Genomic DNA, 22,477 nt, shown 5'->3' on the forward strand with positions numbered 1-22,477 from the left:
GGATCCTTACGCAGTCGGGAAACGGTGGGCGCGGCACATTCGCCGCGTCGTTCTGTACAACGTGCGGACCGCCGGGGAGATTCCCGCGGCCCGTACCGCGCCGTCCCGAAGATGGTCGCACGGTACGGGCCGTCTCGTCACCGGCTTATTCCCCGTGTGCCTTCGCCGGCGCCTTGGCGGGTGCCTTCGCGGCGGCCTTTTCAGGGGCCTTCTCGACGGGGGTCTGCTTCCAGTCGGGGTGGCCGGGCATCGGCGGGGTCTTCTCCCCGTACAGCCAGGCCTGGAAGAAGTCGCCGAGGTCGCGGCCGGAGACCCCGGAGGCGAGCCGGACGAAGTCGGCGGTCGTCGCCGTGCCGTCCCGGTTGTGGGCGACCCATGCGCGCTCGAGGCGTTCGAAGGCGGCTCGGCCGATCTCCTGGCGCAGTGCGTAGAGCACGAGGGCGGCGCCGTCGTACACGTTGGCGCGGAAGATCCCGGTCTTGCTGCCGTTCTTCGGCGGCTTCGGGGCGGCGGGCGGTCCGCCCGCCGTGCGCCAGCGGTCGGAGGCGCCGTAGGCGGCCTTCATGCGGGCCGCCATGGGCTTGTCGGCGGTCTCCTCGGCGTACAGGGCCTCGTACCAGGTGGCGTGTCCCTCGTTGAGCCACAGGTCGGACCAGGTGGCCGGGCTGACGCTGTTGCCGTACCACGAGTGGGCCAGCTCGTGCACCATGATCGACTCGACGTACCACTTCGGGTAGGCCGGCTCGGTGAACAGCTCCCGCTCGAAGAGGGTGAGCGTCTGGGTCTCGAGCTCGAAGCCGGTGGTGGCGTCGGCCATGAGCAGGCCGTACGTCTCGAAGGGGTAGCGCCCGACCTTCTGTTCCATCCAGGCGATCTGGTCGGGGGTCTTCGCCAGCCACGGTTCGAGCGCCGCGCGGTGCTCGGTCGGCACTACGTCCCGGACGGGCAGCCCGTGCGGGCCGGCGCGGTGCAGCACCGTGGAGCGCCCGATGGACACCTGGGCCAGCTCGGTGGCCATGGGGTGCTGGGTCCGGTAGGTCCAGGTGGTCGACCCGCCGTCCCGGTCCACGTCGGTGGGCAGGCCGTTCGCGACGGCCGTGAGCCCCTTGGGAGCGGTGATGCGGAAGGTGAACCGCGCCTTGTCGGAGGGGTGGTCGTTGCAGGGGAACACCAGGTGGGCGACGTCGGCCTGGTTGGCCATGGCGAGGCCGTCGGCGGTGCGCACCCAGCCGCCCTGACGGTCCTCGGGGTACACCGGGTCGCTGCTGTGCCGCACGGTGATCCGCGTCCGCTCGCCCTCGTCGAGCTCGTCCTCGGGCGTGACGACGAGGTCCTCCCCGGCGGTCGCGAAACCGGCGGGCTCGCCGTCGACCTCGACGGACTCGACCTTCCCGTGGGCGAAGTCGAGGTTGATCCGGTCGAGGTCGGCGGTGGTACGGGCGTCGATGGTGGTGACGGCCTCCAGCGGCTTGCTGTTGTCGCCGGAGTAGGTGAAGGAGAGGTCGTACGCCGTCACGTCGTAGCCGGGGTTGCCCAGCTGCGGGAAGAGGCGGTCGCCGACGCCCAGCGGGGCCGGCGGGGCGCTCGCGGCGACCAGGCAGACCGAGACGGCGGAGGCGAGCAGCGCCGCGGCCCTGAGCCGGCGCCGGGAGCGTGCGCGGAGGCGCGGAGTCGGGGGGTGAGGGGTGTGCAGCATCCCTCACGGCTATCAGCGCGCGCGTGCCGTACGGCGACGGCGCGCGCCCGGAGCACCCGAACGGGGTCCCGTGCGACGCGCCGGATCAGGCGCCGGCCGGCTGCGGCTGGGCCCGGCTGACGTCGTACACGCCGGCGACGTCGCGCATGGCGCGCATGAGGGCGGGCAGTCGGGCCGCGTCCGGGAGCACGACGGTGTAGCTGTGCCGCACCCGCTGGCGGTCCGGGGGGTCGACGGTCGCGGAGACGATTTCTGCGCCTTCGAGGGCCATGGCCTCGGTGAGGTCGGCCAGGAGGTGCGGGCGGCCGAACGATTCGGCGAGCAGGGTCACCCGGCAGCCGGTGCTCTCCCCCCAGCGCACCCCGACCTCCGCGCGGCCGGCGCTTTTCATGCGCGCCACCACGGCGCACTGCGCGCGGTGCACAGTCACCACTCCCCCGCGCACGGCGAAGCCGGTGATCTCGTCGGGGGGTACGGGGGTGCAGCAGCCCGCCAGCCGCACGGTCGCGCCCGGCGGGTCGACGAGGACGTCGGCGGCGGGGCGGGCGGCGGGTGCGGCGCCCGTGGCCGGACGCGGGGAGCCCGAGTGGGGGTGGGCGGGGGACTCGGGTGCGGCGGGGCGGCGGACCGGCTCCTCCGCGCCCGGCGCCGGTTCCGGGTGGGCCGCGAGCCGTCGCTGGATGGCGATGCGCGCGGCGGGCGTGCGGGCGTGCTCCAGCCAGTCCCTGGAGGGCTCGGAGGCGGGGTCCTGGCCCATGAGGAGCTGCACGGTGTCGCCGTCCCGCAGGACCGTGCTCATGGTCGCCAGGCGGCCGTTGACCCGGGCGCCGATGGTCGCGTGGGCGTCCTCGCCGTACTGGGCGTAGGCGGCGTCGACGCAGGTCGCGCCCTCGGGGAGGCCGAGGGTGCCGCCGTCGGGGCGGAAGACGGTGATCTCGCGGTCCTGGGCGAGGTCCTCGCGGAGGGTGGACCAGAAGGTGTCGGGGTCGGGGGCGCCGCGCTGCCAGTCGAGCAGCCGGGAGAGCCAGCCGGGGCGGGTCGGGTCGGCGCGCTCGCCGTCGCCCGCGCCCTGGTCCTCCGCCGGAGGCGCGTACGGGTTGCCGAGGGCGACGACACCGGCCTCGGCGACCTTGTGCATCTGGTGGGTGCGGATGAGGACCTCGACGACCTGGCCGTCCTGCGCGCGCGCCACCGCCGTGTGCAGCGACTGGTAGAGGTTGAACTTGGGGACGGCGATGAAGTCCTTGAACTCCGAGACGACGGGCGTCATACAGGTGTGCAGTTCACCGAGGACGGCGTAACAGTCGGCGTCCTCCTGGACGAGCACCAGGAGGCGGCCGAAGTCCGCGCCGCGAAGGGTGCCGCGCTTGCGGGAGACGCGGTGCACCGAGACGAAGTGACGGGGGCGGATGAGTACCTCCGCCTGGATGTCGGCCTCGCGCAGCACCCCCCGCACCTCGTCGGCGACGGCGGCGAGCGGGTCGTCCGCGCGGACGGCGTTCTCGTGGACCAGCTCCCGCGTGTGTGCGTACTCCTCGGGGTGCATGACCGCGAAGACGAGGTCCTCCAGCTCGGACTTGAGCGCCTGGACGCCGAGCCGTTCGGCGAGCGGGATGAGGACGTCGCGGGTGACCTTGGCGATGCGTTCCTGTTTCTCGCGGCGCATGACGCCGAGGGTGCGCATGTTGTGCAGCCGGTCGGCGAGTTTGATCGACATCACGCGGACGTCGTTGCCGGTGGCGAGGAGCATCTTGCGGAACGTCTCGGGTTCGGCGGCTGCGCCGTAGTCGACCTTCTCCAGCTTGGTGACGCCGTCGACGAGGTAGCGGACCTCGGCGCCGAACTCCTTGCCGACCTGGTCGAGCGTCACCTCGGTGTCCTCGACGGTGTCGTGCAGGAGGGACGCGGTCAGGGTGGTGGTCTCCGCGCCGAGTTCGGCGAGGATCAGGGTGACGGCGAGGGGGTGCGTGATGTACGGCTCGCCGCTCTTGCGCATCTGCCCTCGGTGCGAGGACTCGGCCAGGACGTAGGCGCGGCGCAGCGGGTCGAGGTCGGCGTCGGGGTGGTGGGCGCGGTGGGCCTCGACGACATGTCCGATGGCGTCGGGCAGGCCCCGGCTGCGGGTGGCGGAGCCGAGCAGGGCGGCGCGGCCGAGACGGCGCAGGTCGATGCGGGGGCGGGCCTTCCTGCGGGGCGCCGGCGCGACGGCACCGGTGGGCGCGGGCGGCACAGGGCCCGGGCTCGTTGGGTTCACGGCCTCCGCGTTCATGGGCACCTCCGGCTGCACGGACCGGCGGACGGGGAATCCCAGGGCGGACACGGCTCAGGGGATGGTGTCGGTCCCCCGTCCGGGCCGGTGCTTGATGCTATCGAGCCCATCACGTGCGGCCGACCGCCTCTCGCCGAGCGTGAAACGGATCACCCATTCGAGCGATGGTCCGAGGGTTTACGTTTTCGCACTGAGTGTCATGGACCGGGCTGTGGTTCCCCGCGGCCGCGGTCACCGGGTCGTGGTTCAGGCGAGTACCCCTTCCAGCCAGGCGGAGTCGAACTCGCCCTCCGCGACGATCACCGCGGGCCCGGTCATCTCGATCTCGCCGTCCGGGCGCTCGGTGATCACCAGTCTGCCGCCGGGCACGTCCACGGTGTACGTGGCCGGGGTACCGGTGACCGCCGGGTCGACGCCGTCCCGGCGGGCGGTGGCGACGGCGACGGCACAGGCGCCGGTGCCGCAGGAGCGGGTCTCCCCGGAGCCGCGCTCGTGGACGCGCATCGCGACGTGGCCGGGGCCCCGGTCGGCCACGAACTCGACGTTGGCCCCGTCCGGATAGGCGCCGACGGGCTCGAAGGGCGGCGGGGCATGGAGGTCGCCCGCGTGGGCCAGGTCGGCGACGAAGGCGACGGCGTGCGGATTGCCCATGTTCACGTTCCGTGCGGGCCAGGTGCGCTCGCCCACACTCACCTCGACGTCGCCCCCGGGGAGCCGCGCACGGCCCATTCCGACGGTGACGTCACCTGCGGCGGAGCCGCTGCCGGAGCCGGCCTTGGCGATGTGCACGCGCTTGACTCCCCCGCGCGTCGCGACGGCCAGATCGCCCTCGGTGACGTGTCCGGCGCGCTGGAGGTAGCGGGCGAAGACCCGCACGCCGTTGCCGCACATCTCGGCGACCGAGCCGTCGCCGTTGCGGTAGTCCATGAACCACTCCGCCTCGGCGGCCATGGCCCCGGCCTCGGGATGCGCCGCGGACCGCACCACGTGCAGCAGTCCGTCCCCGCCGAGGCCCGCACGGCGGTCGCACAGGGCGGCGACGGCGGCGGCGGACAGGTCGAGGGCGTTCTCCGGGTCGGGAACGATCACGAAGTCGTTCTCGGTGCCGTGGCCCTTGAGGAAGGCGATCCGCGTGCTCATTCCTCGATCGTACGGGGTGGGCACACCTCGACGACGAGGAGCGGCCGGGCCCCCGGGCGGGGCGCTCCCTCAGCCCCGCAGGCGGGCGACCCGCCACACGGCCAGGACGACGACAGCGGCGACCGCCAGGGCGTACACGAGGATCGTCCGCCAGTCGGCACGGCGCTCCGACCCCCGCTGGGGCAGGCCCGGCCACGTGTAACCGACCCGGCGGGCGGCCATCATGCCCCAGCCCGCCGCGCAGGAGCAGATCAACAGCCCCAGCATCGCGATCACGGCGCCGCTGTCGCCGAAGTCGAAGGCGAGGGGAAAGGCGAACATCAGGGAGCCGAGTGCGGCCAGGCACACGATGGGGGCGAGCTGCCAGATCCGCAGCCGGCGCTGGGGGCGCAGCTCGACCTCGACCTCGTCCCCGTACATCTCGTCGGGCTCGGGACCGTCCGCTGCGACACCCTCCGGCGTCTCGTCGGGTCCGTCGGGGCTCAGGGCGCCGCCGTCCGGCCCCGGCCCACCGCGGTCGGCGGTGCCGTGCTCGGTGCTCGGTGCGGTGTCGCGAGGGCCGGCCTCCATCGCCACGCGCCCTCCCAACTAGGACTCACTCGGTCGATCGAAGCTCGATGATGGCACGCCGCCGAAGGCCCGGATGACGGCCGGGGCGTCCCGATGCCATCACGTGATCAGGCTGTAACCGGTCGTTCGACCAACGACAGGGCGAGCCGCGGAAGTTCCGTGCGGTCCGCCACACTCCCACTCAGCCAGTGCACCCGCGGATCGCGCCTGAACCACGAATCCTGACGGCGCGCGAAGCGCTTGGTGGCACGGACGGTCTCGGCGCGCGCCTCGTCCAGCGTGCACTGGCCGGCGAGCGCCGCGAGGACCTGCTGGTAGCCGAGCGCGCGCGACGCCGTACGCCCCTCGCGCAACCCCTGTGCCTCCAGTGCCCGCACCTCGTCGACCAGACCGGCCTCCCACATCCGGTCGACGCGCAGGGCGATGCGCTCGTTCAGTTCGGGGCGCGCCACGTCGACGCCGATCTGCACGGTGTCGTAGACGGAGTCGTGGCCGGGGAGGTTGGCGGTGAAGGGCCTGCCGGTGATCTCGATCACCTCCAGGGCGCGCACGATCCGGCGGCCGTTGCCGGCCAGGATGGCCCGCCCCGCCTCCGGGTCGGCGGCGGCCAGGCGGGCGTGCAGCGCACCCGAGCCGTGCCGTTCGAGCTCTTCCTCGAGGCGGGCCCTGATCTCGGGGTCGGTGCCGGGGAACTCCAGGTTGTCGACGGCCCCTCGGACGTAGAGGCCGGAACCGCCGACGAGGACGGGCCAGCGCCCCGCGGCGAGCAGCGCGTCGATCCGCTCCCGCGCGAGGCGCTGGTACTCGGCGACGGACGCCGTCACCGTCACGTCCCAGACGTCCAGCAGATGGTGCGGGACTCCGCCCCGCTCCTCGGGCGTCAGCTTGGCGGTGCCGATGTCCATCCCACGGTAGAGCTGCATGGAGTCGGCGTTGACGACCTCGCCGCCGAGCCGCTCGGCCAGGAAGACGCCCAGATCGGACTTTCCGGCCGCGGTGGGTCCGACTACGGCGATGACGCGGGGGGCGGGGGGTGCGCTGCTCACCGCACCAGTCTCGCAAACCTCTCGGCGGGCCCTCGAACGAGTTACGTGACGGTCCGCTGCCGGGTTCGTTGCCCGTTGCGAGGTTCCCGCTCCCCGGACCACCGGGTCATGGCCCCGGCCACGCAAACGGACGCACCGGATGCCGCGGGATTTCGCCCGCACGAGTAACGTATGGAGTTGATATGGGCGTTTTTGCACGGCTCTTTCGGAGGTCGAAGCGCACCGAGGCGGCGGCGGCCGCCGAGACGCGGACCGACACCCCGGACGCCGAGAGCGCGGCGGACGTGAGCACGGCCGAGGCCGCGGACACGGCCGACGCCGGTCCCCGGAACACGGCGGAGGCCGCCGAAGCCGCCGGGGCCACCGCCGAGGGCGGCGACTCGGAGAGCGTCGGCATCCCCAAGCAGCAGTCGGCCGGGGAGGCCGTCGACAACGAGGCCGACAACGGCGCCCGCACCTGACTGCCCCGTGAGGGAAGGCGAACCATGGGTCTACTGGACAACCTGAAGGCCAGACTCGAACCGGCGAAGGGCAAGGTCTCCGACCTCGCGCAGCAGCACGGCGACAAGATCGATCGCGGCCTGGACAAGATGGCGCGGACCGTCGACGAACGGACCAAGGGCAAGTACAGCGACCGTATCCAGACGGGCACGGGCAAGGCCAAGGACGCCATGGACCGCCTCGCTCACAAGGACGACGAGGGCGGGGAGTCCGGCGGTGGCACACCCGGCGGCCGTCCTCCGGCCGGCCCGCCTCCGGCTTCCTGACCCCGGTACGTCGTCGGACGGTCGCGGAGCCCGATCGCCGGACCGGATCCGGGCCGTCCGCGGGTGGCCGAGGCGTCCGGGCCGCGAGGCACGCGCGCGTGCGCCGGCCGGTCCCGGTCGGCGCCGCCCGCGCGTGACCGTCGGGCCGCCGCGGCCCGGCTCACCCGCTACGACCAGGTGGCCGCGACGTATCCCACCCCGTACGGCGCGTCCTCGTACAGCAGCGCGCCGGCGAGGTCCCCGCTCCCGGCCGCACCCGCGAGGACCTGCCAGGGCGCCCGGCCGGATGCCTTGAGCTCGCGGGCCAGTGCGACGTCCAGGGCCGCGAGGGCGGCCACGTCGGCCGTGCCCAGGGCGCGTCCCACCTCCGCGTCGAAGGGCGCCGCCCGCTCGTCGAGATACCCGGGCGCCTTGAGTGTGCGGCACGCGCTGGCGTCGCCCAGCACCAGCAGTGCGGTCCGCCCGGACGCGGCGGCGATCTCCCGGCCCACGGAGGCACAGCGCTCGGCCGACAGCTCCTCCCCCACCCCGACGCCGTCGACGGGGGCGTCGGTCCAGCCGGTCCGCCCGAGCAGCCAGGCGCCCACGGTCAGGCCGTACGGCAGGTCGGCGCCGGCCGCGTCGCCGCGGTCGGCGCCCAGGTACACGTCCACGTCCACGCCGAAGCCGCGCAGCGAGCCCCGCGCACCCTGCGGATAGACCTCGGGGCCCGCGGAGTCCGCGGGTCCGACGACCACGAGCCGGTCGGGCCGGGACGCGGCGAGCACGCCCAGCGCGTCCGTGCACGCGGCGCGTGCGGCGTCCAGCTCGGGTGCGGCACCCGCGGCGACCTCCGGAACGAGGAGCGGCGGGCAGGGACAGACGGCGGCGGCGACAAGCATGATCGGCAGCGTATCCCCGTACCGCCGCCCCCGGCGGCACCCCCTGCGGTCAGTCGCAGCCGCAGCCGCTCGCCACGGCCGGCTGGGGCTCGGGGACGCCGATCTTCGGCAGGCCGAGGAGCACGCCGGCCGGCTTGGCCTGCTCGGTCGTGTTGCGCTTCTCCCAGGCGTCGCCCGCGCGCGTGCGGCGCACGTCGAGCACCGCGCCCTCGGCGAGGAGGTGGTGCGGGGCGGCGTAGGTGATCTCGACCGTCACCACGTCGCCGGGGCGGACCTCCTGCTCCGGCTTGGTGAAGTGCACCAGGCGGTTGTCGGGGGCCCGGCCGGAGAGGCGGTGGGTGGCACCGTCCTTGCGGCCCTCGCCCTCGGCCACCATCAGCTCCAGGGTGCGGCCGACCTGCTTCTTGTTCTCGTCCCAGGAGATCTCCTCCTGCAGGGCGACCAGGCGCTCGTAGCGCTCCTGGACGACCGCCTTGGGGATCTGGCCGTCCATCTCGGCGGCCGGGGTGCCGGGCCGCTTGGAGTACTGGAAGGTGAAGGCCTGGGCGAAACGGGCCTCGCGCACCACGTGCAGGGTCTGCTCGAAGTCCTCCTCGGTCTCGCCGGGGAAGCCCACGATGATGTCGGTGGTGATCGCCGCGTGCGGGATGGCCTCGCGCACCTTCTCGATGATCCCCAGGTAGCGCTCCTGGCGGTACGAGCGGCGCATCGCCTTGAGGACCGGGTCGGAGCCGGACTGGAGCGGCATGTGCAGCTGCGGCATCGCGTTCGGCGTCTCGGCCATGGCGGCGATGACGTCGTCGGTGAAGTCGCGCGGGTGCGGCGAGGTGAAGCGGACGCGCTCCAGGCCCTCGATGTTCCCGCAGGCGCGCAGCAGCTTGCTGAACGCCTCGCGGTCGCCGATGTCGGAGCCGTAGGCGTTGACGTTCTGCCCGAGCAGGGTGATCTCGCTGACGCCCTCGGCGACCAGGGCCTCGACCTCGGCGAGGATGTCGCCCGGGCGGCGGTCCTTCTCCTTGCCGCGCAGCGCGGGGACGATGCAGAAGGTGCAGGTGTTGTTGCAGCCGACGGAGATGGAGACCCAGGCCGCGTAGGCGCTCTCGCGCCGGGTGGGCAGCGTGGACGGGAACGCCTCCAGGGACTCGGCGATCTCGACCTGCGCCTCCTCCTGGACCCGGGCGCGCTCCAGGAGCACCGGGAGCTTGCCGATGTTGTGGGTGCCGAAGACGACGTCCACCCAGGGGGCCCGCTTCACGATGGTGTCGCGGTCCTTCTGCGCCAGGCAGCCGCCGACCGCGATCTGCATGCCGGGGCGGCTCGCCTTCCTGGGGGCGAGGTGGCCGAGGTTGCCGTACAGCTTGTTGTCGGCGTTCTCCCGTACGGCGCAGGTGTTGAAGACGACGACGTCCGCGTCGCCGTCGGCGCCCTCGGGGGCGCGGACGTAGCCCGCGTCCTCCAGCAGACCGGACAATCGCTCGGAGTCGTGGACGTTCATCTGGCACCCGTAGGTGCGTACTTCGTAGGTGCGCGTGCCGCCCACTGACTGGCTCCGGTCGATGCTGCTCATGGCCACAAGGGTAGGCGCTCGCGATGGTGGCGAAGGCCGCCGCATGTATTGACAGTGCACCGTCAGGTCGGTGTGATGCGTGAGAGCGCGAATGGGAGCGCTCCCACGCATACGCGCTGCATCCCTTCTTCCATACTGGAGGCACACTGTGCTCACCCGAGTCCCGCGATTACTGCGCCGGCCCTGGACCGCGGCCGTCGCCGCCGTCGCGCTGGCGGTGTCGGTCCTGGTGGCGATGCCCGCGAGCGGTGCGTCGGCGGCCGCGTGCCGCGTCGACTACACCGTCGACGCGTGGGCGGGCGGCTATACCGCCCAGGTGAGGATCACCAACCTCGGTCCCGCGGTGACCGACTGGCGTCTGACCTGGAGCTACCCCGGCGATCAGCAGGTGACGTCGGCGTGGAACGCGACCGTCACCCAGAGCGGCGCGTCCGTCGTCGCCGTCGACGCCGGCTGGAACGGCACGCTGGCCACGGGCGGCACCGCCGAGTTCGGGCTGCAGGGGACCTGGCGGTCCGCGAGCCCGGCGCCGGAGGACTTCGCGCTCAACGGCCTCTCCTGCGGCGCGGACGGCGGCACACCGCCCACGACGCCGCCGACCACTCCTCCCGGGACGACTCCGCCGCCGTCCGCGGAGTGCGGTGACGCCGTGATCTGCTCGGGCTTCGAGGAGCAGGCCGGTCCCGAGCCGTCCGGCGACTGGCGGTTCACCGCGCCCGACTGCCAGGGCACGGGCGCGGTCGCCGTCGACTCGGCGGTGTCGCACGAGGGCGGCAAATCCCTCCGGGTGGACGGCCGCGCCGGCTACTGCAACCACGCCTTCGTCGCGCATGCCGCGGACCTGTCGGCGGTCGGCCCGGTGATGTACGTGCGCATGTGGGTACGGCACACCACCGCGCTGCCGGTCTCGCACGTCACCTTCGTGTCGATGCCGGACTCGGCCCAGGGTGGCCGGGCGCTGCGCGTGGGCGGCCAGAACGGCGCGCTGCAGTGGAACCGGGAGAGCGACGACGCCACCCTGCCCGCGCAGAGCCCGGCCGGGGTCGCGCTGAGCAGGCCGCTGCCGACGGACGGGTGGCAGTGCTTGCGGTTCGCGGTCGACACGTCCGCCGGCCACCTGGACACCTGGCTCGGCGAAGAGCAGGTCCCCGGTCTGCACGCCGACGGGGTGCCGACGCAAGACGTCGACCAGCAGTGGCTCGCCAACGGTACGGCGCCCCGGCCGACCGCGCTGCGACTGGGCTGGGAGAGCTACGCGACGGGCGACGACACGGTCTGGTTCGACGACGTGGCCGTGGGCTCCGCGCCGATCGGCTGCTGACCACCGACGCACCGGCACCGGGCGCGGACCCGCCCGGACCGTCGTCCCCACCCGCTTTCCGCTGCCCGCCCGGCACGCCCCGACCTCCGCCGCCAGAGCCCCGGCGGGCGGGCGCGGCGGCTGCGGGGTCGGCCGGGGAGCGCAGGCCGGGCCGCTGTGCGAGCGCCGCGGGCCCGGCCCTGCGGTGCTCGGCCAAGCGGCCGGGCGCCGGGCCGGTTTCGCGGTCTCGGACGCGCGAGCGGGCAGCCGCCCCGGCAACGCCCGTGGGCTGCGTGCAGGCCTTGTGCGAGCCCACGCGTCGGCACCCGGCGCGGATGCCGCAGCCGTGACGGTGTCCGGTTCCCACGAACCCGTCGCACCAGCCCGGCAGGTGTCGGCAGCTGTGCGGACTGCGCGACTCACGCGCAGTCCGGACCGGGCCCCGTCGCTCAAGCTCGACGAGAAGCGCGGCTCACGGCTCGATCAGCCCCGCGCGGATCGCGTACCGGGTGAGTTCCAGACGGTCGCGCACGCCCAGTTTCTGCAGGAGGTTCGCGCGGTGGCGTTCGACGGTCTTGGCGCTGATGAACAGCAGCTCGCCGATCTCCTTGGACGTGTGGCCCTCGGCGACGAGCTTGAGGATCTCCTCCTCGCGTTCCGTGATGGGCCGCTCGGGCAGGCCCTCACCGCCCTGTACGCGCTCCAGGTAGGAACGGACGAGGGCCCGCTCGGCGCCGGGGTAGATGAACGGCTCGTCGCGCACGGCGGCCCGGCACGCCTCGACCAGGTCGCGGTCGGCGACGGACTTGAGGACGTATCCGCAGGCGCCCGCCTTGAGGGCCTCGAAGAAGTACTGCTCGTTGTCGTACATGGTCAGGATCAGGATGCGCAGCTCGGGCAGGCGGCGGGAGAGTTCACGGGCCGCCTGGAGGCCCGTCATGCGGGGCATCGCGACGTCCAGGACGGCCAGGTCGACCTCGGTGGCCCGCGCGGCCGCGACCGCTTCGGCACCGTCACCGGCCTCGGCGACCACCGTCAGATCGGGTTCGCCGTCCAGGATGAGGCGGACTCCGCGGCGTACGAGGGTGTGGTCGTCGGCGAGCAGGACGCGGATCGGGGGCCGTGCGGACATCAGGGGCGGTCTCCGGTTCTGTCTGCGGTTCGGTCACCCGGTGGCGCGGGGACGCGCAGGCGTACGTCGGTGCCCCCTCCGGGGGCGGCTGCGAAGTGGATCTCGGCTCCTATCAGCAGGGCCCGCTCCCGCATCCCGCGGATGCCGGCACCCTCGGCGGCCGTGCCGAGGCCGGTGCCGTTGTCGCGGACGAGCAGTTCGACGCCGCCGCCCTCGGGCGGCGGCAGCGGGCGCAGGGTGAGGCGGGCGCGGTCGGCGTCGGCGTGGCGGGCGGTGTTGGTCAGGCCCTCCTGGGCGACCCGGTAGAGCACGAGTTCGGCCTCCGGGGCGAGCGGGGGCAGGTCGCCGGGAATGTGGTGCTGGACGGTCAGCCCGTGGTGGGTGAACTCGGCGGCGAGCGAACGCAGGGCGCTGGTGAGACCGAGTTCCTCCAGTACGCCCGGGCGCAGCCGGCGGGCGATGCGGCGGATCTCGTCGAGCCCGGCCCGGGTGGCCTCCTGCGCCAGGCTCACCTCCTCGCGCAACTCCCCGGGGACACGGTCGGCGACCCGCTTGAGCTGGAGGAGGACGGCGGTCAGGGTCTGGCCCACCTCGTCGTGGAGCTCGCGGGCGATGCGGTGGCGTTCGCGCTCCTGGGCCTGCAGCGCGCGGCCCGCACCGGCGGCACGCTCGGCCTGGAGCCGGTCCAGCATCGTGTTGTACGTGGCGATCAGCTGCGCCGCCTCGGCCGGGCCGGAGACCTCGGGACGTGTGCCGGGCACCAGCAGGTCGGCGGTGGACATGGCCCGGCCCAGCCGGTGCAGCGGGGTGAGGCCGATACGCAGGACGACCGCGTTGCCGGCCAGCAGCGCCGCGAGGCCGGCCAGCAGGATGAGGGCCTCCCCGGCCAGCACGGGCGTCGACACGGTGACCGGTCCCAGCAGCAGGGCGGTGGCTACGACAAGGCCGGCGGCGTTGAGCAGGAAGATCCGCCAGAACAGCGACACGTTCTTACTTCCGCTCCTCCCGGCCTTCGCGCACGACACCCCCACATCCAGCCTCGCCGACCGCGACCGGCTCCGTATATCCGTCACGACACCCATATCGCCACCGTACGTGCGGATGGCAGCATGGCGAGGTCGCGAGCACGTCACCCACGTGCGGGAACGCGGCGCGAGACGCAGGACGAATGAGGGGAAAGCACGTGTCAGCTCCACGCCTGAGGGCGACGCCGCTCCCGGGTATCGGGGTCCAGTACGACCTGGTGACCCGCGAGCACCGCCACCTGTCGGTGGTGGCCCACCGCGACGGCGCCCGCACGGTGAACGTGTACCGGACCGACGACCCCGATTCCTGCGCCCACTCACTGCGGCTGACGGGGCCCGAGGCGGGTGCGCTGATAGACGCGCTGAAGCCTTCGCACCACAGCGCGAGCCTGCTCTACACCACCGATCTGGGGCTGGTCGCCGAACGGATCGAGGTGGCCGCCGCCTCCCGGTGGAACGGGCGGCTGCTCGGCGACACCCGGATGCGGACCGACACCGGGGCCTCGATCGTGGCGGTTCTGCGGCGGGCCGAGGCGATTCCCTCGCCGGCGCCGGACTTCCGGCTCGTGGGTGGTGACACCTTGATCGTCATCGGCACCCGTGAGGGCGTCGACGCCGCCGCGGCGATCCTCGGGCAGGAGTGAGCGCGTGCACTCCGCGGTACTCCTGATCGAGTTCGGTTCCATCATCCTGGGGCTCGGGCTGCTCGGCCGGTTCGCCGGCCGCTACCGCCTCTCCCCCATCCCGCTGTACCTGCTGGCCGGCCTGGCCTTCGGCGAGGGCGGCCTGCTCCCGCTCGGCGCGAGCGAGGAGTTCGTCGCGACCGGCGCCGAGATCGGTGTCATCCTCCTGCTGCTGATGCTGGGCCTGGAGTACACGGCCAGCGACCTGGTCACCAACCTCAAGTCCCACTATCCGGCGGGTCTCGTCGACTGCGCGTTCAACGCCGTGCCGGGCGCGGTGGCCGCGCTGCTGATGGGCTGGGGCCCGGTCGCCGCCGTCGTCCTCGCCGGCGTGACGTGGATCTCGTCGTCCGGTGTGATCGCCAAGGTCCTCGGAGACCTGGGGCGGGTCGGCAACCGCGAGACGCCGGTGATCCTCAGCGTGCTGGTCCTCGAGGACCTGGCGATGGCGGTGTACCTGCCGATCGTCACGGCCCTGGTGGCCGGCGCCGGTCTGATGACGGGCAGCATCACACTGGCGATCGCGCTGGCCGCGGCGGGCCTCGTGCTCTTCGTCGCGGTGCGCTACGGGCGCCTCATATCCCGCTTCGTCTCCAGCGACGACCCCGAGAAGCTGCTCCTGGTGGTGCTGGGCCTGACGATCCTCGTCGCCGGTGTCGCGCAGCAGCTCCAGGTGTCGGCCGCGGTGGGCGCCTTCCTGGTGGGCATCGCGCTGTCCGGGGAGGTCGCGGAGGGTGCGCACACGCTGCTGAGCCCGCTGCGGGACCTGTTCGCGGCGGTCTTCTTCGTCTTCTTCGGGCTGCACACGGATCCGGCCAGCATTCCGCCGGTCCTGCTGCCCGCCCTGGCGCTGGCGCTGCTGACCGCCTTGACGAAGATCGCCACCGGGTACATCGCGGCGCGGCGGGCCGGGATCTCCGTCAAGGGCCGCTGGCGGGCGGGCGGCGCGCTGGTGGCACGCGGCGAGTTCTCCATCGTCATCGCGGGTCTCGCGGTCTCGGCCGGCATCGAGCCGTCCCTGGGCCCGCTGGCCACGGCGTACGTCCTCATCCTGGTCGTCCTCGGCCCCCTCACCGCGCGCTTCACCGAGCCGCTGGCGATGCGCCTCTTCCGGCACCGCTACAACCCCGACCGCCCCGCCGGCCCCACGGAGGGGACGCCCCGGGCGACGGAGGCGGAGGCCGGGGCGGAGGCCTCGGTGGGCGACTGACGTCTGCGCGGCCCCGGCCCGCGGCGCCCCCGCTCGCAGCTACCCCGGCACGACCCCGGCACACAGGTGCCGGGGTCGTCGTACGGGGGCCCTCGGCACGCGACCGGACCCGACCCGATCGACGGACGGGACGGCAGGCGGGACGGCAGGCGGGGCGGCGGCCTCACGTCCCGTTCCCGGACGCCGATCCGCGTCCGCACCCCGGTGCCGTCTCGCCGCCGTGTGAGCCCGGCCCTGGTCAGTGCGGGTGCCGGCTGGCAGGATCGCCCCCATGTCCACGCTGCTCTCCCGTATCGGCAGGCGCCGGGCCGTGCAGGGCGCGGTCGCGGGTGCCGTCGTGCTCGGGCTGCTGCTCTGGTGGCTGCTGCCGCTGGGCGAGAAACCACCGAGCGGGACGATCACGTTCAGCACGGGCACCCGCGCGGGCGTCTACCAGAAGTACGGCGAGCTGCTGCGCACCGAGCTGCGCAAGGACATGCCGGGCCTGGACGTACGGCTGATGACGAGCGCGGGCTCGCAGGAGAACGTCGAGCGGGTGGCGACCGGCGAGGCCGACTTCACGATCGCGGCGGCGGACGCGGTCGAGACGTACAAGCTGGCCGGCGGCCCGGGCGCCGATGAGCTGCGCGGGGTCACCCGGCTCTACGACGACTACGTGCAGCTGGTCGTGCCGAACGACTCGGGCATCCAGTCGGTGGCCGACCTGCGTGGCAAGCGGGTGGCCATCGGGCTGCCCGACTCGGGGGTACGGCTGATCGCCACCCGGCTGCTGAAGGCCGTGGGCATCGATCCGGAGACGGACATCACACCCCGTGCGGACGGCATCGACACCGGCCCGGGGCGGCTGGGTGACGAACTGGACGCGTTCTTCTGGTCGGGAGGGGTGCCGACGGACGGTCTCAAGCAGATCGCGGAGAACTCCGCCTTCCGGTTCGTCCCGATCGGCGACGACCTGATCACCAAGCTGCACCAGTCGGGCGGCGCGACCCGCTACTACCGCACCACCAACATGCCGGAGTCGGCCTACCCCACCGTGCAGAACGGTGCCGTGGTGCCCACCATGGCGGTGTCCAACCTGCTGGTGACCCGTGCCGACGTCGATCCGCGGCTCACCGAGTGGCTGACCCGGACCGTGCTCGACAGCCGCGACGGCATCGGGGCGCACGTGCACTCCGCGCAGCTGGTGGACCTGCGCACCGCGATCTACACAGACCCGCTGGAACTGCACGAGGGCGCCCGGCGCTACTACCGGTCGGTCAAGCCCTAGGGCCGCGGCTCCGCGGGCGCCGTGCCCGTCCTGGGCACCCTGACCGTGACCTCCAGGCCGTGCGGGTCGTGGTGGCCGAAGGAGAGCGAGCCGTCGCCCGCCGCGAGCAGCGCCCGGCAGATGGACAGGCCCAGACCCGAGCCGTTGATGTTCTGGTGACGCCCGCTGCGCCAGAAACGGTCCCCCACGCGCGCGAGCTCCTCGTCGGTGAGCCCGGGACCGTTGTCGGTGACGACGACGGTGGCGGTGTCCCCGGTGGAGGCGACCTCGACCCGCACGGTCTCGTCGGGGGGCGTGAACTTCACCGCGTTGTCGATGACCGCGTCCAGGGCGCTGGACAGGGTCACCGGGTCGGCCCAGCCCGTGGTCGGCGGGCAGTCCCCGACCAGCCGTACGCCCTTGGCCTCGGCCGTCGGCGCCCAGGCCGCCACGCGCTCGGCGGTCAGCGCGCCGATGTCGGTGACCTTGAGGTCGGTCTGGCTGTGTTCGGCCAGCGCGAGGTCGAGCAGGTCGTCCAGGACCCGGGCCAGACGCTTGCCCTCGGTCTGGACGGAGGCGATCTCCTCGTTGCCCTCGGGCAGCTCGAGGGCGAGCAGCTCGATGCGGAGCAGGAGGGCGGCGAGCGGGTTGCGCAGCTGGTGCGAGGCGTCGGCGACGAAGGCGCGCTGCTGCTCCAGCACGTCCTCCACGTGGTCGGCCATCTCGTTGAAGGACCCGGCCAGGCGTCTGAGCTCGGGCGGCCCCCCGGCCGGCGCGACCCGGGACTTGAGCCGGCCGGTGGCGATGTCGTGGGTGGTGGCGTCGAGCACCCGCACGGGCCTGAGCACCCAGCCGGTCAGCCGCAGCGCGGCGCCGACGGCGAGCAGCATCGCGGCGACCTCCCCGGCGCCGATGACCAGCCAGCCGCGCAGGGTGCTCGCGCGCATCGAGTCGGTCGGCGACTCGGTGACCACGACCGCGACCACGTCGCCGTCCCGGATGACCGGCGAGGCGACCACGAGCCGCCCGTCCTGCCAGGGCCACACCTGCTCGGGGTCGTGGCTGCGGCGGCTGAGCAGCGCCTCGTCGAAGGAGTCGCGGACCTCACCGGTCTGGGGCAGGAACCACGTCGTGGGGGCGTTGGCCATCGGGATGTGGTTGCGGTAGAAGACGCCCGCATTGATGCCGTAGACCTCGTAGTAGCTGGTCAGCTCGGTCTGCAGGGTCTCCAGGCGCTCGTCCGTACTCGTCCGGCGTGAGCCGCCGGAACCGTCCTGGGTGACGAACTGGGCGAGCGCGGCGAAGCGTGCCGTGTCGTCGATGCGGTCGATGACGACCTTCTGCTGCTCCGCGCGCGCGACGCTGACGCCGAGCGGCACACCGAGCGCGAGCAGCACGGCAGCCATCAGGACGATGAGCAGCGGGAGCAGGCGTGTGCTCACCCGGCCCCTTGGGCGGTGGGGGCGACGAGGCGGTAGCCGACGCCGCGGACGGTCTCGATCAGTGCGGGCATGTGCAGCTTGGAGCGCAGGGAGGCGACGTGGACCTCCAGGGTGCGGCCGGTCCCCTCCCAGCTGGTGCGCCAGACCTCGCTGATGATCTGCTCGCGGCGGAAGACCACACCGGGGCGCTGGGCGAGCAGGGCGAGCAGATCGAACTCCTTGCGGGTGAGTTGGACAACCGAACCGTTCACGCTCACCTGGCGTGTCGGCAGTTCGATGCGCACGGGGCCGAGGCGCACGACGGTCTCGGTGCTCCCGGTGGCGTCCTCGTGGGCGGTGCGCCGGCTGACGGCGTGGATCCGGGCGAGCAGTTCCCCGGTGTCGTACGGCTTGACCACGTAGTCGTCGGCGCCGAGGTTGAGGCCGTGGATGCGGGAGCGGACGTCGGAGCGCGCGGTGACCATGATGACCGGGGTGCCGGTGCGCTTGCGGATCTTGCCGCAGACCTCGTAGCCGTCCTGGTCGGGCAGGCCCAGGTCGAGCAGGACGACGCCGAAGCCGTCGACCTCGGGGACGAGCGCCTGGAGCGCCTCTTCGCCGCTGCGCGCGTGGGTGACGTCGAAGCCGTGCCGTGCCAGGATCGCGGACAGGGCGGCGGCCACGTGATTGTCGTCCTCTACGAGCAGCAGTCTCATCTGGGCTCCCTTCGGTTCATCGGCCGTACGCTCGGGGCGGGTAGGAATCGGGACGGGTGACAGGACCCTCACGCGCGCGTGCGTCCTGTGCAGTGACGCCGATGCAGGGGGACGGCGTCAAGAGGCTTCCGGTTGCGGCCGCTCGAAGTTATCCGGCCGATATGCGCCCAGCTCACAAGTGCTGCGACTCGTGTCCGATTGCTATCGGATCGTGATGCTCAGATCTCGCTCAGATGTAGAGACGTGACGTGGCCCGGGTCACTACTGTCCTGCGAAACCCAGGAGGACGGAGCCCGAGAGCGATGACCGAAGTATCGGTGGCCAAGGAAGACAAGGCTGCGACCGGCGAACTGGTCGTCCTGAACAGTGTCAACAAGCACTTCGGCGCGTTGCACGTGCTCCAGGACATCGACCTGACGATTCACCGCGGCGAGGTCGTCGTGGTCATCGGACCCTCGGGGTCCGGCAAGTCCACTCTGTGCCGCACCGTCAACCGTCTGGAGACCATCGACGACGGTTCGATCACGATCGACGGCAAGCCGCTGCCCGCCGAGGGCAAGGAGCTGGCCAGGCTGCGCGCCGACGTCGGCATGGTCTTCCAGTCCTTCAACCTCTTCGCGCACAAGACGGTGCTCGAGAACGTGACCCTGGGCCAGGTCAAGGTCCGCAAGGTCGACGCCAAGAAGGCCGAGGAGAAGGCCCGCGCCCTGCTCGACCGGGTCGGCGTGGGCGCCCAGGCCGACAAGTACCCCGCGCAGCTCTCCGGCGGTCAGCAGCAGCGTGTCGCCATCGCGCGTGCGCTGGCCATGGACCCGAAGGTCATGCTCTTCGACGAGCCGACGTCGGCCCTCGACCCCGAGATGATCAACGAGGTGCTCGAGGTCATGAAGCAGCTCGCCGAGGACGGCATGACCATGGTCGTGGTCACGCACGAAATGGGCTTCGCGCGCTCCGCCGCCAACCGCGTGGTGTTCATGGCGGACGGCCGCATCGTCGAAGAGGCCACGCCGGACCAGTTCTTCAGCAATCCGCGCAGCGACCGTGCCAAGGACTTCCTGTCGAAGATCCTGCACCACTGATTTCCCGAGGCGGCTTGGACGTCCCGCGTCGCCCACCGTGGCGGCGCGCCGTCGAAGGCCGCGTCTGATCGCCTGATCCTCTGATCGTCCGATCGCAGCTCGTTCTCAGCCAAAAGGATGTTCACCATGAAGCTTCGCAAGGTCTCCGCCGCCTCGGCCGCCGTGCTCGCCCTCGCCCTGACCGCCACCGCGTGCGGCGGCGACGACAAGGACAGCGGCTCCTCCGGCGGTGGCGACAAGAAGATCACCATCGGCATCAAGTTCGACCAGCCCGGTCTCGGCCAGAAGACCCCGGACGGCTACGCCGGCTTCGACGTGGACATCGCCACGTACGTCGCCAAGAAGCTCGGTTACACCGAGGACCAGATCGAGTGGAAGGAGTCGAAGAGCGCCGACCGCGAGACGATGCTGCAGCGCGGTGACGTCGACTTCATCGCCGCCACGTACTCGATCACCCCGCAGCGCCAGGAGAAGGTCGACTTCGCCGGCCCGTACCTGCTCGCCCACCAGGACGTGCTGATCCGTGCCGACGACGACAAGATCAAGTCGCCCGAGGATCTGAACGACGCGAAGCTCTGCTCGGTCACCGGCTCGACCTCCGCCCAGAACATCAAGGAGAAGCTGGCCCCCAAGGCCCAGCTGCAGCCGTACCCGACGTACTCGGCCTGCCTGCCCGGCCTGCAGAACGGTGCGATCGACGCCCTGACCACGGACGACTCGATCCTCGCCGGTTACGCCTCCCAGTCGCAGTTCAAGGGCAAGTTCAAGCTCGGCGGCTTCAAGCTGACGAACGAGAACTACGGCATCGGCGTCAAGAAGGGCAGCGACCTCAAGGACAAGATCAACAAGGCCCTTGAGGACATGGTCGCGGACAAGTCCTGGGACAAGGCCGTCAAGGACAACTTCGGTCCGGCCAACTACCAGAACGAGCCGGCGCCGAAGATCGGCGACATCAAGAGCTGAGGCCGGGCCTGACGGGGTGCGCCGCCGCACGGCAGGGGCGGCGCACCGGGGCGGGCATCCCTACACGCGGAAGCGCGGGAGATCGTGTTCGACTTTCTTCAGGATTACGACCTGGCAGGTGCCGTCTGGACGACAGTGCAGCTCGCTGTGCTCTCGGCCGTCGGCTCCCTGATCTGGGGCACCTTGCTGGCCGCCATGCGGGTCGGCCCGGTTCCGTTGATGCGCGCTTTCGGAACCGCGTACGTGAACATCGTGCGGAACATCCCGCTGACCGTGATCATCCTGTTCGCGTCGCTGGGACTGAACCAGACGCTGGGCGTCACCCTCGGCGGAGGGAATGACTTCGAGACGATCAACTTCCGGCTCGCCGTCCTGGGCCTGATCCTCTACACGTCGTCGTTCGTGTGCGAGGCACTGCGCTCCGGAATCAACACGGTGCCGGTCGGTCAGGCGGAGGCTGCCCGGGCCCTCGGCCTAAGCTTCGGCCAGGTGCTCCGGACGGTGGTCCTGCCGCAGGCGTTCCGCTCGTCCGTGGTTCCGCTGGCGAACGTGCTGATCGCGCTGATCAAGAACACCACGGTCGCCGCCGCCATCGGTGTGGCGGAGACGGCGCTGCTGATGAAGGAGATGATCGAGAACGAGGCCCAACTGCTGCTCATCTCCGCGGTCATCGCTCTCGTGTTCGTGGTGTTGACCCTGCCGACCGGCCTGATCCTCGGCTGGGTGGGCAAGAAGGTGGCGGTGAAGCGATGAGCTCGGTCCTCTACGACGCCCAGGGCCCCCGTGCCAAGCGTCGCAACATCCTCTTCACGGTCGTCTTCCTGGCCGCCTTCGCCGCCCTGCTGTGGTGGGTGTTCGGCACCCTCAACGACAAGGGCCAGCTCGAGTGGGCTCTGTGGAAGCCGTTCTTCACAGGCACCGAGGCGTGGTCGACGTACATCTGGCCGGGTCTGCAGAACACCCTGAAGGCCGCGGTCCTCGCGGTGGTCATCGCGCTGCCGCTCGGCGCGGCGCTCGGTATCGCCCGGCTCTCCGACCACCGGTGGGTGCGGGTACCGGCCGGGGTCGTGGTCGAGTTCTTCCGGTCCATCCCCGTGCTGGTGCTGATGATCTTCGGTCTCGCGCTGTTCGCGGAGTACACGAACGTCAGCTCGGACGACCGCCCGCTCTACGCCGTCGTCACCGGCCTGGTGCTGTACAACGCCTCCGTCCTCGCCGAGATCGTCCGGTCCGGCATTCTCGCCCTCCCCAAGGGCCAGGCCGAGGGCGCGATGGCGGTCGGGCTGCGCAAGGGTCAGATCATGCGGCTGATCCTGCTGCCGCAGGCGGTCACGGCGATGCTGCCGGCCATCGTCAGCCAGCTCGTCGTGATCCTCAAGGACACCGCGCTCGGTGGCGCCATCCTCACCTTCCCCGAGCTGCTCGCCTCGGCCAACACGATGAGCGGCTACTACGGCGCCAACGTGATCGCCAGCTACACCGTGGTGGCCGTGATCTACATCGCGCTCAACTTCTCCCTCACCACCTTCGCGGGCTGGCTGGAGCGCCGGCTGCGCCGGGCGAAGAAGTCGACCGGTGCGGTGCTCAGCGCGGACGACGTGGAGACCGCCGACGCCGGAACCGTCGGCAAGGTCTGACACACCTGACGCACCTGACACACAGTCATCTCGTATGACCATCAGCGGAGGCCGTGGCATGATCGCCACGGCCTCCGTCGCTTGACGCAAGCTGCGGCAATAGGTTGCATACGTTCTGTGACCGTGCAC

At 72.0% G+C, this 22,477-nt stretch carries 21 protein-coding genes; 10 read left to right on the forward strand and 11 right to left on the reverse strand.

The window, feature by feature from the left end; genetic code table 11:
- Positions 1–145: 145 nt before the first annotated feature.
- The 5 genes from ACIQFU_RS30175 to miaA form a co-directional block, all read right to left on the reverse strand.
- The gene (locus tag ACIQFU_RS30175) at positions 146–1,696 is read right to left on the reverse strand and encodes a M1 family metallopeptidase (protein ID WP_402555681.1); all 1,551 of its coding nucleotides are present in this window, start codon (positions 1,694–1,696) and stop codon (positions 146–148) included.
- A gap of 85 nt (positions 1,697–1,781) precedes the next feature.
- Entirely contained in the window at positions 1,782–3,965 is a 2,184-nt protein-coding gene (locus tag ACIQFU_RS30180; RefSeq protein ID WP_402555745.1) for a RelA/SpoT family protein, read from the reverse strand.
- A gap of 246 nt (positions 3,966–4,211) precedes the next feature.
- Positions 4,212–5,105: a diaminopimelate epimerase gene (dapF, locus tag ACIQFU_RS30185; RefSeq protein WP_402555683.1), complete on the reverse strand. Its 894-nt coding sequence runs from the start codon at positions 5,103–5,105 to the stop codon at positions 4,212–4,214.
- A gap of 69 nt (positions 5,106–5,174) precedes the next feature.
- On the reverse strand, positions 5,175–5,675 hold the full coding sequence (locus tag ACIQFU_RS30190) for a hypothetical protein (protein ID WP_402555746.1): 501 nt from the start codon (positions 5,673–5,675) through the stop codon (positions 5,175–5,177).
- A 107-nt stretch (positions 5,676–5,782) separates the two neighbouring features.
- On the reverse strand, positions 5,783–6,721 hold the full coding sequence (gene miaA, locus ACIQFU_RS30195; RefSeq protein WP_402555684.1) for a tRNA (adenosine(37)-N6)-dimethylallyltransferase MiaA: 939 nt from the start codon (positions 6,719–6,721) through the stop codon (positions 5,783–5,785).
- A gap of 182 nt (positions 6,722–6,903) precedes the next feature.
- Between miaA and ACIQFU_RS30200 the strand changes: the two genes are divergently transcribed.
- The gene (locus ACIQFU_RS30200; protein WP_402555686.1) at positions 6,904–7,182 is read left to right on the forward strand and encodes a hypothetical protein; all 279 of its coding nucleotides are present in this window, start codon (positions 6,904–6,906) and stop codon (positions 7,180–7,182) included.
- Between the two features lie 24 nt (positions 7,183–7,206).
- On the forward strand, positions 7,207–7,488 hold the full coding sequence (locus ACIQFU_RS30205) for an antitoxin (RefSeq protein WP_402555687.1): 282 nt from the start codon (positions 7,207–7,209) through the stop codon (positions 7,486–7,488).
- A 167-nt stretch (positions 7,489–7,655) separates the two neighbouring features.
- Here the strand turns inward: ACIQFU_RS30205 and ACIQFU_RS30210 are convergent, their stop codons facing one another.
- Together ACIQFU_RS30210 and miaB are read right to left on the reverse strand one after the other, a co-directional pair.
- The gene (locus tag ACIQFU_RS30210; protein ID WP_402555688.1) at positions 7,656–8,369 is read right to left on the reverse strand and encodes a class III extradiol dioxygenase subunit B-like domain-containing protein; all 714 of its coding nucleotides are present in this window, start codon (positions 8,367–8,369) and stop codon (positions 7,656–7,658) included.
- A gap of 49 nt (positions 8,370–8,418) precedes the next feature.
- The gene (gene miaB, locus ACIQFU_RS30215; protein ID WP_402555690.1) at positions 8,419–9,936 is read right to left on the reverse strand and encodes a tRNA (N6-isopentenyl adenosine(37)-C2)-methylthiotransferase MiaB; all 1,518 of its coding nucleotides are present in this window, start codon (positions 9,934–9,936) and stop codon (positions 8,419–8,421) included.
- 148 nt (positions 9,937–10,084) lie between these two features.
- Between miaB and ACIQFU_RS30220 the strand changes: the two genes are divergently transcribed.
- Positions 10,085–11,257 carry a cellulose-binding domain-containing protein gene (locus tag ACIQFU_RS30220; RefSeq protein WP_402555692.1) on the forward strand — a complete coding sequence of 391 codons (1,173 nt, stop codon included), beginning with the start codon at positions 10,085–10,087 and terminating at the stop codon, positions 11,255–11,257.
- Between the two features lie 451 nt (positions 11,258–11,708).
- On the opposite strand, the gene ACIQFU_RS30225 is transcribed toward ACIQFU_RS30220, so the two are convergent.
- Both ACIQFU_RS30225 and ACIQFU_RS30230 read right to left on the reverse strand, forming a co-directional pair.
- The gene (locus tag ACIQFU_RS30225) at positions 11,709–12,368 is read right to left on the reverse strand and encodes a response regulator (protein WP_402555694.1); all 660 of its coding nucleotides are present in this window, start codon (positions 12,366–12,368) and stop codon (positions 11,709–11,711) included.
- Positions 12,368–13,450, reverse strand: a complete 1,083-nt coding sequence (locus ACIQFU_RS30230) for a HAMP domain-containing sensor histidine kinase (RefSeq protein ID WP_402555696.1) — start codon at positions 13,448–13,450, stop codon at positions 12,368–12,370. The genes ACIQFU_RS30225 and ACIQFU_RS30230 overlap by 1 nt, the downstream gene beginning before the upstream one ends.
- A 101-nt stretch (positions 13,451–13,551) precedes the next feature.
- Between ACIQFU_RS30230 and ACIQFU_RS30235 the strand changes: the two genes are divergently transcribed.
- The 3 genes from ACIQFU_RS30235 (at position 13,552) to ACIQFU_RS30245 (ending at position 16,553) form a co-directional block, all read left to right on the forward strand.
- A complete protein-coding gene (locus tag ACIQFU_RS30235; RefSeq protein ID WP_087789342.1) occupies positions 13,552–14,037 on the forward strand; it encodes a cation:proton antiporter regulatory subunit in 486 nt (161 codons plus the stop codon).
- Positions 14,038–14,041: 4 nt separating this feature from the next.
- Positions 14,042–15,286, forward strand: a complete 1,245-nt coding sequence (locus tag ACIQFU_RS30240; protein ID WP_402555698.1) for a cation:proton antiporter — start codon at positions 14,042–14,044, stop codon at positions 15,284–15,286.
- A gap of 271 nt (positions 15,287–15,557) precedes the next feature.
- Positions 15,558–16,553: a TAXI family TRAP transporter solute-binding subunit gene (locus ACIQFU_RS30245; protein WP_402555700.1), complete on the forward strand. Its 996-nt coding sequence runs from the start codon at positions 15,558–15,560 to the stop codon at positions 16,551–16,553.
- Here ACIQFU_RS30245 and ACIQFU_RS30250 read toward each other — a convergent pair.
- Complete coding sequence (locus ACIQFU_RS30250; RefSeq protein ID WP_402555701.1) at positions 16,550–17,974, reverse strand: ATP-binding protein; 1,425 nt, start codon at positions 17,972–17,974, stop codon at positions 16,550–16,552. The two genes, ACIQFU_RS30245 and ACIQFU_RS30250, sit on opposite strands and share 4 nt — an antisense overlap.
- Positions 17,971–18,669 (reverse strand): response regulator transcription factor, encoded by a 699-nt coding sequence (locus ACIQFU_RS30255; RefSeq protein ID WP_402555703.1) that lies wholly within the window; start codon positions 18,667–18,669, stop codon positions 17,971–17,973. Before ACIQFU_RS30255 ends, ACIQFU_RS30250 begins: the two co-directional genes overlap by 4 nt.
- A gap of 302 nt (positions 18,670–18,971) precedes the next feature.
- Between ACIQFU_RS30255 and ACIQFU_RS30260 the strand changes: the two genes are divergently transcribed.
- The 4 genes from ACIQFU_RS30260 to ACIQFU_RS30275 all read left to right on the forward strand — a co-directional run bounded on the left by ACIQFU_RS30260 (position 18,972) and on the right by ACIQFU_RS30275 (position 22,348).
- Positions 18,972–19,748 carry an amino acid ABC transporter ATP-binding protein gene (locus ACIQFU_RS30260; protein ID WP_402555705.1) on the forward strand — a complete coding sequence of 259 codons (777 nt, stop codon included), beginning with the start codon at positions 18,972–18,974 and terminating at the stop codon, positions 19,746–19,748.
- Positions 19,749–19,874: 126 nt separating this feature from the next.
- A complete protein-coding gene (locus tag ACIQFU_RS30265) occupies positions 19,875–20,711 on the forward strand; it encodes a glutamate ABC transporter substrate-binding protein (protein WP_402555707.1) in 837 nt (278 codons plus the stop codon).
- A gap of 84 nt (positions 20,712–20,795) precedes the next feature.
- Complete coding sequence (locus ACIQFU_RS30270) at positions 20,796–21,464, forward strand: amino acid ABC transporter permease (RefSeq protein ID WP_402555709.1); 669 nt, start codon at positions 20,796–20,798, stop codon at positions 21,462–21,464.
- A complete protein-coding gene (locus tag ACIQFU_RS30275) occupies positions 21,461–22,348 on the forward strand; it encodes an amino acid ABC transporter permease (protein ID WP_402555711.1) in 888 nt (295 codons plus the stop codon). Before ACIQFU_RS30270 ends, ACIQFU_RS30275 begins: the two co-directional genes overlap by 4 nt.
- Positions 22,349–22,477: the final 129 nt, after the last annotated feature.

Source organism: Streptomyces sp. NPDC093065, assembly GCF_044754585.1.
Classification (GTDB): Bacteria; Actinomycetota; Actinomycetes; order Streptomycetales; family Streptomycetaceae; genus Streptomyces.

Excerpts from the sequence above, each read along its gene's own strand:
- ACIQFU_RS30265 (WP_402555707.1), top strand. The coding sequence starts at position 19,875 with ATGAAGCTTCGCAAGGTCTCCGCCGCCTCGGCCGCCGTGCTCGCCCTC.
- ACIQFU_RS30200 (WP_402555686.1), top strand. The coding sequence starts at position 6,904 with ATGGGCGTTTTTGCACGGCTCTTTCGGAGGTCGAAGCGCACCGAGGCG.
- ACIQFU_RS30275 (WP_402555711.1), top strand. The coding sequence starts at position 21,461 with ATGAGCTCGGTCCTCTACGACGCCCAGGGCCCCCGTGCCAAGCGTCGC.
- ACIQFU_RS30225 (WP_402555694.1), bottom strand. The coding sequence starts at position 12,368 with ATGTCCGCACGGCCCCCGATCCGCGTCCTGCTCGCCGACGACCACACC.
- ACIQFU_RS30210 (WP_402555688.1), bottom strand. The coding sequence starts at position 8,369 with ATGCTTGTCGCCGCCGCCGTCTGTCCCTGCCCGCCGCTCCTCGTTCCG.
- ACIQFU_RS30175 (WP_402555681.1), bottom strand. The coding sequence starts at position 1,696 with ATGCTGCACACCCCTCACCCCCCGACTCCGCGCCTCCGCGCACGCTCC.
- ACIQFU_RS30260 (WP_402555705.1), top strand. The coding sequence starts at position 18,972 with ATGACCGAAGTATCGGTGGCCAAGGAAGACAAGGCTGCGACCGGCGAA.
- ACIQFU_RS30205 (WP_402555687.1), top strand. The coding sequence starts at position 7,207 with ATGGGTCTACTGGACAACCTGAAGGCCAGACTCGAACCGGCGAAGGGC.
- ACIQFU_RS30180 (WP_402555745.1), bottom strand. The coding sequence starts at position 3,965 with ATGAACGCGGAGGCCGTGAACCCAACGAGCCCGGGCCCTGTGCCGCCC.
- ACIQFU_RS30255 (WP_402555703.1), bottom strand. The coding sequence starts at position 18,669 with ATGAGACTGCTGCTCGTAGAGGACGACAATCACGTGGCCGCCGCCCTG.
- ACIQFU_RS30230 (WP_402555696.1), bottom strand. The coding sequence starts at position 13,450 with ATGGGTGTCGTGACGGATATACGGAGCCGGTCGCGGTCGGCGAGGCTG.
- miaB (WP_402555690.1), bottom strand. The coding sequence starts at position 9,936 with ATGAGCAGCATCGACCGGAGCCAGTCAGTGGGCGGCACGCGCACCTAC.
- ACIQFU_RS30245 (WP_402555700.1), top strand. The coding sequence starts at position 15,558 with ATGTCCACGCTGCTCTCCCGTATCGGCAGGCGCCGGGCCGTGCAGGGC.
- ACIQFU_RS30190 (WP_402555746.1), bottom strand. The coding sequence starts at position 5,675 with ATGGAGGCCGGCCCTCGCGACACCGCACCGAGCACCGAGCACGGCACC.
- dapF (WP_402555683.1), bottom strand. The coding sequence starts at position 5,105 with ATGAGCACGCGGATCGCCTTCCTCAAGGGCCACGGCACCGAGAACGAC.